The organism is Ruegeria sp. C12 (assembly GCF_056537745.1).
The window spans coordinates 226,005-239,118 of sequence record NZ_JBQFSA010000008.1 but is presented as its reverse complement, the minus strand read 5'-3'; the positions used below and the strand labels follow the sequence as shown (position 1 = coordinate 239,118).

Sequence of the window (13,114 nt, the reverse complement as noted above, 5' to 3'; positions counted from 1 at the left end):
GCAAAAAACGAGGCTCGAGTATGAAACAGTTCCTCTTAATCGCATTTTGTGCGACGTCGCTGACGGCGGTTGCTCCGACTGTGGACGCGTCCCAGATCAAACGGGCATGTCTGGCGTCAGATCGTCAGGCGGCGACGCGGGATCGGTGCAGTTGCATTCAACGCGTGGCGGATCAGGCGTTGACGCGCAGCGATCAGAAAACCGTCTCGAAATGGTTCGAAGACCCCCATCAGGCGCAGGAATTGAAGATGTCGCGCACGGCGCGCGATGATGCGTTGTGGGATCGGTATCAGAACTTCGGCCAAATGGCGCAGGCAATCTGCAGCTAAGCGCTTCCCCTTCTTGACCTGACGCCCGCTGCCCCTCAGAAAAGGCGCAGCGAAAGGACGTTGCATGGTAATGAAAGGGTTGACCCTGCGCGGTCTCGAAGTGTTCGAGGCGTTGGCGCGGACGGGATCGGTGGCGCAAGCGGCCGAGATCACGGGGCTCAGCCAGCCTTCGGTCAGCCAGCAGTTGCGCAATCTGGAAAAGGCTCTGGGCACCGATCTGGTGGATCACGGGCGGCGGCCCATGCGTCTGACGCAGGCCGGGCGCAGCTTTCTGTCGCGGGCCGAAGCGGTTCTGGCCGAGCTGCAAATGGCGCAAAGCGAACTGACCGTGATGGATTTGGGGCATCTGACCACGCTATCCATCGGGTTGATCGACGATTTCGACAATGACCTGACACCACGGCTGGCCACCTTGCTGGCCGACAGCCTGACCCGGTCGAAATTCAAGCTGATCACCCTGCCCAGTCTGGACCTGTTTGCCGAGCTGGACGCGCAGCGACTGCATCTGGCGGTCTCGGCCCATAGCGGCGAAGTGCTGGAAGGTGTGGTCGAATACCCCCTGGTTCAGGATCCGTTCATTCTGGTGGCCCCTAACGGCGCAGGCTCAGCGGATGCCGTTGTGCAGGAGCTGCCATTCCTGCGCTATGCGCGCGAGCAACTGATCAGCCGCCAGATCGAAAGCCATGTGGCCCGACAGCAGATGGAATTCGAGGAACGATTCGAGATCGGCTCGCATCTGGCGCTGATGGCCATGGTCGCGCGGGGGTTGGGCTGGGCGATCACGACACCGCTGGGCTATATGCGCGCGACGCGGTTCCATGATGATCTGCAGGCCCATCCCTGCCCGTTTGGCGCGTTTTCCCGAACAATCTCGCTGTTCACGCGGACAGACTGGTCCGATCAGGTTCCGCAAGAGGTCGCCGGGATGATGCGGCGTCTGATGCAAAGCCAGATCATCGATCCCGCCATGGCGAAACTGCCGTGGTTGAGCGGTCAGTTGAAGGTGATGGACGGCTAATCGCCCAAATGGTCCAAAAGGCCGTCAACCGCGACCTCGATCAAATCCAAAGCCCCGTCGAAATCCCGCGTGTAGTAAGGGTCAGGCACTTGATCCGCCCCTGTCTGCGGTGCGAATTCGGTCAGCAGCCGCACAGGGGTTTCATTGCCTGAAGGACGTAGGGCTTCAATATCGGCGATATTGTTCGCGTCCATCCCTACGATCAGATCGAACCGGTCAAAATCTTCGGCCACGAATTGGCGCGCGCGCAGATCGCTCAGGTCGATGTTGCGCGCGCGGGCGGTCTCTTGCATCGGGCCATAAGGCGGACTGCCGATATGCCAGCGCGAGGTTCCGGCACTGTCGGACTTGTACTGAGGGGCACGGGCGCGAAACACGCCTTCGGCCGCAGGGGACCGGCAGATATTGCCCAGACAGACAAAGAGGATACGGTGTGTCATAACTCATCTCTTAACGCGCCGAGGACATATGGAAAAGATCGTCATTCTGACCGGGGCCGGTATTTCCGCCGAAAGCGGTCTCAGCACGTTTCGCGACGAAGATGGGTTGTGGGCGCAGCACCGGATTGAAGATGTCGCAACGCCCGAAGCTTTTGCCCGCAATCCGGCCTTGGTTCAGGGGTTCTACAACGCTCGCCGTGTTCAAGCCGCGCAGGTGCAGCCCAACGCAGCCCATCACGCTCTGGCCCGGCTACAGTGGGACTGGCCCGGCGAGGTCGTGATCGTGACGCAGAACGTCGACAGCCTGCATGAGGCCGGAGGGGCCGAGGGCGTCATCCACATGCACGGCCTTTTGGCTGGCGCGCTGTGCGCCTCTTGCGGACATCGCTGGACCGCGCCGCCCGAGATGGCCGTGACCGAGCCCTGCCCGGCCTGCAACGCCCCTGCCGCGCGGCCCGATGTGGTCTGGTTCGGTGAGATGCCCTATCACATGGATGACATCTTCGGCCATCTGGCGACAGCCTCGATCTTTGCCACAATCGGAACATCCGGCCAGGTCTATCCCGCCGCTGCTTTTGCGAGCGAGGCACAGGCATTCGGGGCGCATACGATCGAGATCAATCTCGAACCCACAGACAACAGCTTTGATGACAGGCTGGTCGGCAAGGCAACCGAAACTGTGCCGCTATGGGTTGATCGGCTGTTACAGGCCAAGACATAACAAACCATCTATAAGCGGACCACATAACCAAAGCGAGACCACGTCATGACAGACCAAGATCCCCGAACCGGTGAAATCATGGACGAAGGCAGCATGGCGGACCGCGACATGCTCAGCGCGCAATTGGCCAGCCTGTGGTGGACCTTTCTGCTGCGCGGGGTGCTGGCCGGGGCTGTGGGCATCGCCGCCCTGTTCTGGCCCTCGGGCAGTATCGCCTTGTTGCTGAGGCTGGTGGGGGCGTTGCTGATCCTGGATGGCGCGTTGACATTGTTCGGTGTTGGGCGTCGGGGGCTGCTGGGCAGGGCCGCCATTGGCGGTGTTCTGATCGGTCTGATCCTGATGATCTGGCCCGAAGGCACCGTCAAACTGGCGTTTTTCCTGTTGGGGGCTTGGGCGCTTATCATCGGCATCGGTTCATTGGCGGCAGCCGGTCAGATGCACGAACGCGACCCACAGCGCGGCTCGATGCGCGGGTCGGGGTTTGCTGCACTGATTGTCGGGTTGGTGTTGATGATCTGGCCCGCCATTGCGCTCGTGGCGCTGGGATGGGCCATCGCGTTCTCGGCCCTGGCCATTTCAGCCGTCATGGTCTGGCTGGCGATACGTTTTCGCAATGCCAAAAGTCGCGTGGGACTAAAGACGGTGAACCGCTGAACACATACTCACCGACACCGGCCAAAAACGACAACAGGCCGGGCATCGCCCGGCCTGTCGCATGGATGACGGCCGCAGAGCGGCCCGAAGACAGGTGAAGTCTTAGTTCGACTCCGATCCGTGCTCGTGCTTATGTTCGTGGCCGTGCTTATCCTGCCGCTCCAGATCGACCGGAACCTCGATCACAATCTCGCCCGCTTGTTCGAAAACCAGCGTGACCGGAACCGTCGCGCCCTGTTCGAACGGCTCTTTCAGACCCATGAACATGACGTGGTCACCACCACGTTTCAGCATGTGCGTTTCACCCGCCGGGATGACAAAGCCCTCCTCGACATGGATCATCTGGGCGACCCCGTCATCGTTGATCTTGTGCGTATGCAGTTCGACCCGGGCCGATACATCCGAAGTGACACTGACCAGACGATCATCCGTGTCGCCGGTGTTCTTGATCATCATGAACGCCGCCCCCGCCTTGGCGGCCTTGCCTGCAGACCGGGCGTAGGCGTCGTCGACAACAATTGTGCCCTCGGCAAGGGCAGGACCAGCCAGAATGGCGGTTGCAAGGGCAGCAAACAGAGTGGTTTTGAGGGACATCTTACGTCTCCTTTTTCTCGCGATTTGAGTTTTTTGGAAAAAGTCAGACGATCGAAGGAGGCGCGCGCGCCGGTGTTTGCGGAACAGGCAGTGCAATCAGGCTTTCTGCGACCCGTAAAAGGGGCGGCAATTCGGGCAACGGGGCTTGGGGCAATGACGGTTGCGCAATCGCAACCGCCCCCAGCAGCGTCAGCGCATAGTCGGGACAATAGTGCGGGGGTGCAGTAGGTTGCCCGCTCTCGTCCATGTAAACGACAACCGGCCCGTTTCCGGTGCACAGCACCATCTGACCCACAGCCTTGTCCACGCCGCGCGAGACGGCGACACCCTGTCCGGTCAGAACCACAAACAGGGAAAGCACAATGGGGAACAGGCTATGAACAGCAGATCTCATCCTGATCCGCATATAATTCACAGACAGAAAACGCTTCAAGCGCCAAAGGGTCGCGCTTGAAGCGGATTTTAGTAGTCCAGCCCGGGCCGTTTGACGGTGCCCTTGGTCAGGCTGGTGTGGGAATGATTCACCCGGCGTTGCATACGGGTACAAGCCAAGTATGCCTTTTTGAAAACACTGGTAAGCAACAGAAAAATATAGAAACTTTTGAATGACATCGGACGGCCCCCGCCAGAAGAATACATCAACGGTACGTCGCGCCCGCCTGACTGTATGTGAACTAGTTCACGGTTTGGTGATTTTATTTCCAAATCGTCAACAATAGCACCACGCCAGAGCACCCCTAACACAGAAAAACCCCGCACCAGGCTGGTACGGGGTCAAGAATGCTTGGCAGTGGAAGCAATCAGGCCGAGGCTTGTGCCTTGGCGATTTCCTTCTTCACTTTCAGCGCGTTCGCCGACAGATCTTCGTCCTTGGCTTTGGCCAGGAACGCGTCCAGACCACCGCGGTGGTCAACCGAACGCAGAGCAGCAGCCGAGATGCGCAGCTTGACGCCACGGCCCAGAGCTTCGGACTGCAGGGTGACGTCGTTCAGGTTCGGCAGGAAACGACGCTTGGTTTTGTTGTTGGCGTGGCTGACATTGTTGCCAGTCATCGGGCCTTTTCCGGTCAGTTCGCAACGGCGCGACATGGTTTCTTCCTTTGTTTCTGGAGGCCGGGCAAAATGCCTGCGGCCAAATCACAAGGGGCGCAACCCGAAGTCGCGCCCGAAAACTGGTTGGATGCGTGTAGTGGGAATCGCAGGAAGGGTCAAGACAGCCAGCACGAATTCTTTGCACTATGTCGGCAGGCATTGCCCGGCCCCAAGAACCTGTATCGGGATCAAGGGCGCTGCAACAGGGGTTTGTTGTTTTTCAGATGCCGTGCCACCAGTTTCATCTGATGCCGCCCCTTGGGCACAAAGCGCGCCAGATCCGACTGGTGGTTTATGTCCGCCAGTTCCGGGAATATCCCGAAAATCTCGGCCCGCGCGTCGCGGCTGAGGGATTTCAGCGCCTCGGGGCCGGTGAAAAGGCTTTCGGTCGGTGCGCCTTCGGCTTCGATGATTTCATGCCGGTCGAAGAGAAGGTGAAAATACTCAACCTCCTGCACCTCTTGGTCCACAAAAATACCGGGCAGCGCAGTCAGTTTGATCGCGGGGATCAAAACCTCGGCCGCGCCAAACATCCGTTGGGCGATCTCGGACTGCACCAGCATCCTGTGTTGCCGCGACACCAAAAGGTCCCGGTCCGGCACCCCTTGCCCCAAGGCACCGGCCAATATCCGAACCGGACGCAGCTTGGGGTCACGCTCCATCGCCGCCAGGTCGAACCGCCTTCTGCCCGCCCAGCGGATAGCCTGCAGCCCATTGCCAATGGTGAGAACCATGTCACCGGTCGCTAGGGTTTGAATAGGGCGGTTCCCCTGATCCGTCCGGATCAGGGTATCGCGTGTGAAACAAGGGAAGCCGGCCCCGTTTTCGAACGCCGAATATGTGACAGTCGTGCCCGATGGCAGCGTAAACGATCCGCTGGACAGGGAATAACTGGTCCCTGCCACAACCGTGATCGTCCCGAATGTGCTGTCATTGATCACCGTACCTTCCGGCAGGTTCAGCGTATCGGTGCCCCCGCCGCCATCAATCGAACCCGATACGGTTGAACTTTGAAAGTCCAGCGTGTCGTTGCCATTGCCCAGATTGATGTTCGAGATGTCCGATCCGCGCACAATGACGGTATCGGCCCCGCCTCCGCCGCCCACGGTTCCCACGGTACTGCCGGTGACTGTGATATCGTCATCACCGCCCCCACCGCCTACGATGCCAACAACCGTGCTGTTGGTGACCGTTATCTCGTCATCACCGCGTCGGCCGCGAACGTTGTCAATCGGCGTTCCCTGCGGCGTGCCGTTCAACGTCCCGTTGTCATCGGTGACGTCGATTATGTCATTGCCATTGGTGCCGCGAATATTGGGCATGGTCGGCAGTTCCCGTCTGTCAGCTTAGCACCAGACAAAACCGCCGGGGCCAAGACCGTTTAAAATCAATGTAAAAAGCAACGTATCAACACATTGCGTTCAGACTACACCGACAAACGGTCCCTAGCCAAGCGTTGCGCGCAAGGGCGGCCGGGTCAGTCCGCCGCCAGGGCGGTCAGCATCTGCCGCGCCGCAACCGAGGGGCTGAGCGTGCCTGCGCCGACCTCAGTGCTCAGCCGGTCCATTTCGGCGCGGGCCGAGGGCGTGTCCAGCCGGGCCAGCAGGGCATGCCGAACCTCCTGATCGAACCAGTACCGCGCTTGCGTTGCCCGGCTTGCGGCCCAATACCCCTTGTCGCGTCGCCATTGGCTAAGGGCCTGCATCTCGTCCCAAGCCTGATCCAGCCCATGTTCTTCAACCGCAGAAACGGTCATGGCCTTGGGAAACCCCTCGGGGTCCTGAGGTCGTTTTCGCAGCAGCCGCAGGGCCCCTGCATAATCGGCGCAGGTGCGCGTTGCCGTGGCCTTCAGATCGCCATCCGCCTTGTTGACCAGAATGATATCCGCCATCTCCATGATGCCGCGCTTGACGCCCTGCAACTCGTCCCCGCCAGCCGGGGCCAGCAGCAGCAGGAACAGATCAGACAGTTCGGAGACCACCGTCTCGGACTGACCGACGCCGACGGTTTCGATCAGCACAACGTCATTCCCTGCCGCCTCGCACAGCGCAATGGCTTCGCGGGTGCGACGCGCGACGCCGCCCAGATGACTTTGACTGGGTGAGGGGCGGATGAACGCGTTTGGCTCGCGGCTCAGGCGTTCCATCCGGGTCTTGTCGCCCAGAATCGAGCCACCCGACCGGGCCGAACTGGGATCTACCGCCAGAACCGCGACGCGCAGACCCTGACTGATCAGCATCATGCCGAAGCTTTCGATAAACGTGGATTTGCCGACACCGGGTGTGCCTGACAGACCAATCCGCAGCGATTGGCGGCCAGATTTGGCGAGGTAGGCCAAAAGCTCGGACGCCTGTGCCCGGTGATCGGCCCGGATGCTTTCGACCAGAGTAATCGCACGCGCCAAAGCACGGCGTTCGCCCTGCAAAATCCTCTCACCCAGTTCAGCAATATCCATGCGTGCGACCCTTTTGGAATTTTGCCCTAAATGAAGGGTCAGAACCCTGTTTGTCCAGAGCACTTATGCGTGGTTCCCGCCGGGCCTGCTGGACCTTGCCGCAAGCTTTGGCGATAAGGCGACATGACCCGACTGCCTATCGATGACGCCCTGCCCGAACTGCTCTCGGCCCTGACCGACCATCGCCGTGCGGTGTTGCAGGCTCCGCCGGGCGCGGGGAAAACCACGCGCGTGCCGCTGGCCATGCTGCAGGCCGGACTGTGCGACGGCAGGATCGTGATGCTGGAACCCCGCCGGCTGGCCGCGCGGGCCGCCGCCGAACGGATGGCTGAAACGCTGGGCGAGCGTGCAGGCCAAACCGTCGGTTACCGCGTGCGCGGTGACGCCAAGGTCTCAAAACAGACCCGGATCGAGGTCGTTACCGAAGGCATCCTGACCCGGATGCTGCAATCCGACCCGGACCTGCCCGGGGTCGGAGCCGTGATCTTCGACGAATTCCACGAACGCTCGTTGAATGCCGATCTGGGTCTGGCGCTGTGTCTTGAAGTTGCAGGGGCGCTGCGTGACGATCTGATGTTGGTGGCCATGTCCGCAACACTGGATGCCGAGCCCGTCGGGCAGTTGATGGACGCCCCGTTGGTGACATCCGAAGGGCGCAGCTATCCGGTCGAAACCCGTTGGCTGGATCGGCCTTTGGGCACCCAAGCCCGCCGTTTGGATGCGCTGTGCGATCTGGTTGAAACCGCAGTGCACGAGACTCGCTCAACAGGCGGCGGGGTGCTGGTCTTTTTACCTGGCGAGGGGGAAATCCGGCGGGCCGAGGCAGCACTGGCGCAGCGCTTGCCGAAGGACTGTGTTCTGAGACCCTTGTTCGGTGCCCTGCCCTTTGCCGCCCAGCGCGCGGCCATTGCTCCGATTGAAAGCGGGCGCAAAGTGGTGCTGGCCACCTCAATCGCGGAAACATCGCTGACGATTCCCGATATTCGCGTGGTCGTGGACATGGGACAGGCGCGCCGGGCACGGTTCGATCCGGGCTCGGGCATGTCGCGTCTGGTAACCGAGCGGGTCACTCGGGCCGAGGCAACCCAACGCATGGGCCGCGCCGGGCGTGTGGCCGAAGGAGTCTGCTACCGGCTGTGGTCCAAGGGGGAAGAGGGCGCGCTGGCCGCCTACCCGCCTGCCGAAATCGAGTCGGCAGACCTGACCGGATTGGCGTTGGAGCTGTCCCTTTGGGGTGCGGATGCTGGCGATCTGGCCTTTCTGACGCCGCCACCAGAAGGCGCGTTGACCGAGGCCAGAGCCCTGCTTGGTATGCTGAATGCAATCGACGGCAAAGGACGGATCACCGATCACGGGCGACATCTGGCGGCTCTGCCTTTGCATCCGCGTCTGGGGCATATGCTGGTAAGCGCCGGGGCTCAGGCCGCGCCGCTTGCAGCCCTGCTGGCCGAGCGGGACCCGCTGCGTGGCGCTCCGGTCGATTTGGCGTTGCGGCTGGATGCAATGAAAGACCTGCGCGCATTTCAAAGGGGGAAGCCCTGGCAGGTGAACGTGGGCGCACTGGACCGGATCAAGGCCGAGGCAAAACGCCTGCGGGCCGTCGCCCCACCCCAGACCGACACCCAAAGCCCCGCCGCGATGGCGGCCTTGGCCTATCCCGACAGGATCGGACAGCGACGCAAAGGCGATGCGCCGCGATATGTGTTGTCAGGAGGAAAAGGGGTTATTCTGGAAAACGACGACACACTGGCCGCAGCCCCCTATCTTGTTGTGCTCGACACCGACGGAAACCCGCGCGAGGCACGGGTTCGGATGGCAGTTCAGATCTCGGAACGTGAGATTCGCGATCAATTCGGCGATCAGATTCGTTGGGTCGACAGTTGCGTCTGGTCCAAACGGGATCGTCGCGTTGTCGCCAGACGGCAGGAGCAATTCGGCGCGATCACGCTTGGGGATCGTATCTGGAAGGACGTGCCTGAAGACGCGGTGGCTGGGGCCATGCTAGACGGCGTGCGCGATCTGGGGCTGCACCTGGACGGAGCCGCCGCCCGCCTTGCCGCACGGGTGGAACTGGTGCGCGTGGACGGGGTCGATTTGCCCGATTTCTCGGTGGACGGCTTGATGAACGCGCTTGAGGATTGGCTGCTGCCGATGCTCACCGGCGTCCGCTCGGCCGAAGACTGGAAACGGTTTGACCTGTTGCACGCCCTGCGCGCCCGTCTGGACTGGACGCAAACGCAGGAACTGGACCGGCGCGCGCCGGGTTCGTTTGTCACGCCTTTGGGTCGCAAAGTTCCCATTGATTACAGTGGCGCAGCCCCGGAAATTGCGGTGCGCCTTCAGGAGCTTTTTGGTGTTACTCAGCACCCGGTTGTCGGGGGCACCCCGTTGAAGATCACCCTGCTCTCCCCGGCGCAGCGGCCCATTCAGATCACCCGCGACCTGCCCGGTTTCTGGGTCGGGTCCTACGCGGACGTGCGCAAGGACATGCGTGCGCAATACCCGAAACACCCCTGGCCCGAAGACCCAACGCAGGCCGATCCGACCCTGCGCGCCAAACGCAGGCAAGGCCAGTCGAAAGGCTGAACCAGCCCGATGCACGGCTATACCCCACAAAAAGTCACATATTTTCGCCAAAACAGGCTAAAATTCACCGAAACTTTACGATTTCATTGAAATTACCTGACGTAATTGTTACCTCAGCCGCTCTGAAAGACCGGGGCTTATTTTAGACTGTGCCAATGACACACTGGTTTCGAAACATCTGGGAAGAGGTCGCAAGACCCCTGTTCCTGCGCCCGCGTCGGGTGCAGTTCGCAGCCATTTGCACGCGTCACACCGAAACCGGGATGGAAATTTTGCTGATCACCAGCCGCGACACCGGGCGCTGGGTCATCCCCAAGGGCTGGCCCATCGATGGGCTGGACGGGGCGGAAACGGCTGCTCAGGAAGCGTGGGAAGAGGCTGGCGTCCGGTCCGAGGCGGTCCGGAAAGAGCCGGTCGGTCACTACACCTATGACAAGATCCTCAAAGACGGCTCTGCACAACCGGTTCTGACCACGGTTTACCATGTCACCGTGGCAGAATTGTCCGAGGATTTCCCCGAAGCCGATCAGCGCACCCGCAACTGGGTCTCGCCCGAAACGGCGGCTACTTTGGTTGCCGAGCCGGAATTGCAGTCATTGCTTGCCAAATGTAACGAGATTGCAAAAATTTGATGACAGACACGTTGCCCTGCTGTCCGTAAACCGATAGCGGCCTGTGATCGCATAGATGATCTGATCGAGCCCATGTCGAATACACAATCCAAAGCCCGCTGGCAGTCGCTGGACACTGACCTCCACCGTATTTCGCGCGTCGAAACCGCGAACTCTCATGTCGCGCGCCCGCTGCTGGGGCCTGGTCTGGCATTGGCCTTCATGGCATTGGCCGGACTGACCGCCGCAGTCTTTTTCGGGCGCTTTGACGGGGGCCTGATCGTCGTCGCTGCGGCAGCATTCGGCGCGTATATGGCGATCAATATCGGCGCAAACGACGTGGCCAACAACATGGGGCCTGCGGTCGGGGCCAACGCGCTGACCATGGGCGGAGCAATTGCCATCGCCGCTATCGCCGAAAGCGCTGGCGCGCTGCTGGCCGGGGGCGATGTGGTGTCGACCATATCCAAGGGCATTATCGACCCGATGTCGGTGCAGAACAGCAACGTCTTTATCTGGGCCATGATGGCCGCGCTGATCTCATCTGCGATGTGGGTCAATCTGGCCACATGGGTCGGTGCGCCGGTTTCGACCACCCATTCGGTTGTGGGCGGGGTGATGGGCGCCGGCATTGCAGCCGCAGGGATGAGCGCCGTCAACTGGAGCACCATGAGCGCGATTGCCGCAAGCTGGGTGATCTCTCCGGTTTTGGGCGGGTTGATCGCGGCCGGTTTTCTGGCGCTGATCAAAGCCAAAATCCAGTACCAGGACGACAAGATCGCCGCCGCCCGCCGCTGGGTACCCATCCTTGTGGCGCTGATGGCCGGGGCGTTCGCCACCTATCTGGCCGTTAAGGGCCTGAAACGGATCGTCAAGATCGAACCGGAAACCGCCCTGCTGGTCGGCTTGGCCACTGGCGCGCTGGCCTGGTCGGTCACCGTGCCATGGGTCAAGCGAAAGTCCGAAGGGCTGGAGAACCGCACGCGGTCCCTGAAAACCCTGTTCGGGCTGCCGCTGGTGATCTCTGCCACGTTTCTGAGCTTTGCGCATGGGGCAAATGACGTGGCCAACGCTGTTGGCCCCTTGGCCGCGATCGTACATGCGGCAGAGTTCGGTGATTTCGCCGCCAAGGTCTCTATCCCGATCTGGGTCATGGTCATCGGCGCGTTCGGGATCTCCTTTGGTCTGTTCCTGTTCGGCCCGAAACTGATCCGGATGGTTGGCAGCCAAATCACCAAGCTGAACCCGATGCGCGCCTTTTGCGTGGCCCTGTCTGCCGCGATCACGGTTATCGTTGCAAGCTGGCTGGGCTTGCCGGTCAGTTCGACCCACATCGCGGTGGGGGCCGTGTTCGGTGTTGGGTTCTACCGCGAATGGCACTCGGACCGGCGCTGGAAACAGTCGAACCTGCAACGCCCCAGCGAAAAGCGACTGGCGCGCGAAGAACACCAAAGGCGCAAACTGGTGCGGCGGTCGCATTTCATGACCATTGTTGCCGCGTGGGTCGTCACCGTACCGGCAGCGGCGACCATGTCTGCGTTGATCTTCTGGGTCCTGACAGCCTTCGCGTGAGGCCAGAGCCGTCAGGCCCGGATTTGATCCGGTGTCAGCCGGGTCGAAGGCCGCTGCAGGATCAGGTCTGAAACGCGCGTGCAAATCGGTGTCGGCACCCCGGTTTTCTGACCCAGACGCATGATCTCACCCTGCAGCGAGTCGATTTCCGTCGCCCGCCCTTCCCTCAGATCATAGGCCATCGAGGTTCGCGCCGCCGGATCGATGGTCAGCATTTTGGACGCGATGCGGGTGAACAGAGGCGTCGGCAGACGCAGAATGTGCGGCGTCATCCCGGCAGGCAACGGGGTGGTCGAGGCAACCGGCTGGCCCGCCGCTTTCAGAACGGCCAAAGCCTCGGCCATCTGGTCGGCCATCAGACGCCGCCAGTTGCGATCCGTCAATTGATCCACCAGCGTCAGACCTGACAGCGCATTCAGGGCGTTGTTGAGGTTGATAACCAGTTTGCCCCACTGAACTGCCTCGATCCGGTCGCTTTCCGAGACGGGCAGGTCCGGGCTGCTCAGCCGTGTGGCCAAACCGTCGGGGCCGCCTTCGATAACAATGTCGCCCGAGGTTGCCCGGTGATAGGTCCCCGGATCGGTCGGCACCACGTTGAAGGGCACCATCCCGGCGCGAACGTCATAACCGGGCAGGATGTCTTTCAGGACGCGAGCGTTCTCCATCCCGTTTTGCCAGGACAAGACGGGGATGTTTTGTGCAGCGTTGGACGCAATCAATTCGGCCATTTGGGACGTGGCCCCGGATTTCACGGTCACGATGACAAGGTCGGCCTCGCCCAGACAGGCGGGGTCTTCACTCAACACAAGGGCCTCAGCCGACACTGTGCGGCGCAGCCCGGTGAAATCGGTGACTGTCAGACCATCTTTCCGGACCGGGTCCAATACACGCGCGCGCCCCAGCAAGGTGACCTCATGCCCCGAGGCGGCAAGCAAAGCCCCGCAATAGCACCCGATGCTACCAGCGCCTGCGACGACAATTTTCATGGCGATCCCTCCTTCAGGGAAGGATCACAGCGTTACAGGGGCAGAACAACCCTGCCG

The 13,114-nt window shown here is 61.3% G+C and carries 14 protein-coding genes; 7 read left to right on the top strand and 7 right to left on the bottom strand.

The annotated features are described in order from the left end of the window. Window positions 1-20 precede the first annotated feature (20 nt). Together ACR0C9_RS16690 and ACR0C9_RS16685 are read left to right on the top strand one after the other, a co-directional pair. Complete coding sequence (locus tag ACR0C9_RS16690; RefSeq protein WP_170454119.1) at window positions 21-329, top strand: hypothetical protein; 309 nt, start codon at window positions 21-23, stop codon at window positions 327-329. A gap of 64 nt (window positions 330-393) precedes the next feature. Then, window positions 394-1,347 (top strand): LysR family transcriptional regulator, encoded by a 954-nt coding sequence (locus ACR0C9_RS16685; RefSeq protein ID WP_170454121.1) that lies wholly within the window; start codon window positions 394-396, stop codon window positions 1,345-1,347. Here ACR0C9_RS16685 and ACR0C9_RS16680 read toward each other — a convergent pair. Then, window positions 1,344-1,787 carry a low molecular weight protein-tyrosine-phosphatase gene (locus ACR0C9_RS16680; protein ID WP_170520681.1) on the bottom strand — a complete coding sequence of 148 codons (444 nt, stop codon included), beginning with the start codon at window positions 1,785-1,787 and terminating at the stop codon, window positions 1,344-1,346. The two genes, ACR0C9_RS16685 and ACR0C9_RS16680, sit on opposite strands and share 4 nt — an antisense overlap. Before the next feature lie 28 nt (window positions 1,788-1,815). Between ACR0C9_RS16680 and ACR0C9_RS16675 the strand changes: the two genes are divergently transcribed. Beyond that, window positions 1,816-2,508 (top strand): NAD-dependent deacylase, encoded by a 693-nt coding sequence (locus ACR0C9_RS16675; protein WP_170520679.1) that lies wholly within the window; start codon window positions 1,816-1,818, stop codon window positions 2,506-2,508. 45 nt (window positions 2,509-2,553) lie between these two features. After that, window positions 2,554-3,162, top strand: a complete 609-nt coding sequence (locus tag ACR0C9_RS16670; RefSeq protein WP_480781495.1) for an HdeD family acid-resistance protein — start codon at window positions 2,554-2,556, stop codon at window positions 3,160-3,162. A 102-nt stretch (window positions 3,163-3,264) separates the two neighbouring features. On the opposite strand, the gene ACR0C9_RS16665 is transcribed toward ACR0C9_RS16670, so the two are convergent. From ACR0C9_RS16665 to meaB, 5 genes are all read right to left on the bottom strand, one after another. Then, window positions 3,265-3,756 carry a copper chaperone PCu(A)C gene (locus ACR0C9_RS16665; protein ID WP_170454129.1) on the bottom strand — a complete coding sequence of 164 codons (492 nt, stop codon included), beginning with the start codon at window positions 3,754-3,756 and terminating at the stop codon, window positions 3,265-3,267. Window positions 3,757-3,799: 43 nt separating this feature from the next. Next, complete coding sequence (locus ACR0C9_RS16660; RefSeq protein WP_480781494.1) at window positions 3,800-4,150, bottom strand: hypothetical protein; 351 nt, start codon at window positions 4,148-4,150, stop codon at window positions 3,800-3,802. A gap of 406 nt (window positions 4,151-4,556) precedes the next feature. Continuing rightward, complete coding sequence (rpmB, locus tag ACR0C9_RS16655; protein WP_170454133.1) at window positions 4,557-4,844, bottom strand: 50S ribosomal protein L28; 288 nt, start codon at window positions 4,842-4,844, stop codon at window positions 4,557-4,559. 191 nt (window positions 4,845-5,035) lie between these two features. Beyond that, window positions 5,036-6,169: a Hint domain-containing protein gene (locus ACR0C9_RS16650; protein WP_170454135.1), complete on the bottom strand. Its 1,134-nt coding sequence runs from the start codon at window positions 6,167-6,169 to the stop codon at window positions 5,036-5,038. A gap of 155 nt (window positions 6,170-6,324) precedes the next feature. Further along, a complete protein-coding gene (gene meaB / locus ACR0C9_RS16645) occupies window positions 6,325-7,302 on the bottom strand; it encodes a methylmalonyl Co-A mutase-associated GTPase MeaB (RefSeq protein ID WP_170454137.1) in 978 nt (325 codons plus the stop codon). Between the two features lie 123 nt (window positions 7,303-7,425). On the opposite strand from meaB, the gene hrpB reads away from it, so the two are divergent. The 3 genes from hrpB to ACR0C9_RS16630 all read left to right on the top strand — a co-directional run bounded on the left by hrpB (window position 7,426) and on the right by ACR0C9_RS16630 (window position 12,071). Next, window positions 7,426-9,888 (top strand): ATP-dependent helicase HrpB, encoded by a 2,463-nt coding sequence (gene hrpB / locus ACR0C9_RS16640; RefSeq protein WP_480781493.1) that lies wholly within the window; start codon window positions 7,426-7,428, stop codon window positions 9,886-9,888. 155 nt (window positions 9,889-10,043) lie between these two features. Continuing rightward, window positions 10,044-10,520, top strand: coding sequence for an NUDIX hydrolase (locus ACR0C9_RS16635; RefSeq protein WP_480781492.1), 477 nt, complete (start codon window positions 10,044-10,046; stop codon window positions 10,518-10,520). A 72-nt stretch (window positions 10,521-10,592) separates the two neighbouring features. Next, window positions 10,593-12,071, top strand: coding sequence for an inorganic phosphate transporter (locus tag ACR0C9_RS16630; protein WP_480781491.1), 1,479 nt, complete (start codon window positions 10,593-10,595; stop codon window positions 12,069-12,071). An 11-nt stretch (window positions 12,072-12,082) separates the two neighbouring features. On the opposite strand, the gene ACR0C9_RS16625 is transcribed toward ACR0C9_RS16630, so the two are convergent. Beyond that, window positions 12,083-13,057 carry a 2-dehydropantoate 2-reductase gene (locus tag ACR0C9_RS16625; protein ID WP_480781490.1) on the bottom strand — a complete coding sequence of 325 codons (975 nt, stop codon included), beginning with the start codon at window positions 13,055-13,057 and terminating at the stop codon, window positions 12,083-12,085. Between the last annotated feature and the right edge of the window lie 57 nt (window positions 13,058-13,114).

Excerpts from the sequence above, each read along its gene's own strand:
- ACR0C9_RS16665 (WP_170454129.1), bottom strand. The coding sequence starts at position 3,756 with ATGTCCCTCAAAACCACTCTGTTTGCTGCCCTTGCAACCGCCATTCTG.
- ACR0C9_RS16670 (WP_480781495.1), top strand. The coding sequence starts at position 2,554 with ATGACAGACCAAGATCCCCGAACCGGTGAAATCATGGACGAAGGCAGC.
- ACR0C9_RS16635 (WP_480781492.1), top strand. The coding sequence starts at position 10,044 with ATGACACACTGGTTTCGAAACATCTGGGAAGAGGTCGCAAGACCCCTG.
- ACR0C9_RS16690 (WP_170454119.1), top strand. The coding sequence starts at position 21 with ATGAAACAGTTCCTCTTAATCGCATTTTGTGCGACGTCGCTGACGGCG.
- ACR0C9_RS16650 (WP_170454135.1), bottom strand. The coding sequence starts at position 6,169 with ATGCCCAATATTCGCGGCACCAATGGCAATGACATAATCGACGTCACC.
- meaB (WP_170454137.1), bottom strand. The coding sequence starts at position 7,302 with ATGGATATTGCTGAACTGGGTGAGAGGATTTTGCAGGGCGAACGCCGT.
- ACR0C9_RS16625 (WP_480781490.1), bottom strand. The coding sequence starts at position 13,057 with ATGAAAATTGTCGTCGCAGGCGCTGGTAGCATCGGGTGCTATTGCGGG.
- ACR0C9_RS16680 (WP_170520681.1), bottom strand. The coding sequence starts at position 1,787 with ATGACACACCGTATCCTCTTTGTCTGTCTGGGCAATATCTGCCGGTCC.
- ACR0C9_RS16675 (WP_170520679.1), top strand. The coding sequence starts at position 1,816 with ATGGAAAAGATCGTCATTCTGACCGGGGCCGGTATTTCCGCCGAAAGC.
- ACR0C9_RS16630 (WP_480781491.1), top strand. The coding sequence starts at position 10,593 with ATGTCGAATACACAATCCAAAGCCCGCTGGCAGTCGCTGGACACTGAC.
- ACR0C9_RS16660 (WP_480781494.1), bottom strand. The coding sequence starts at position 4,150 with ATGAGATCTGCTGTTCATAGCCTGTTCCCCATTGTGCTTTCCCTGTTT.
- rpmB (WP_170454133.1), bottom strand. The coding sequence starts at position 4,844 with ATGTCGCGCCGTTGCGAACTGACCGGAAAAGGCCCGATGACTGGCAAC.
- ACR0C9_RS16685 (WP_170454121.1), top strand. The coding sequence starts at position 394 with ATGGTAATGAAAGGGTTGACCCTGCGCGGTCTCGAAGTGTTCGAGGCG.
- hrpB (WP_480781493.1), top strand. The coding sequence starts at position 7,426 with ATGACCCGACTGCCTATCGATGACGCCCTGCCCGAACTGCTCTCGGCC.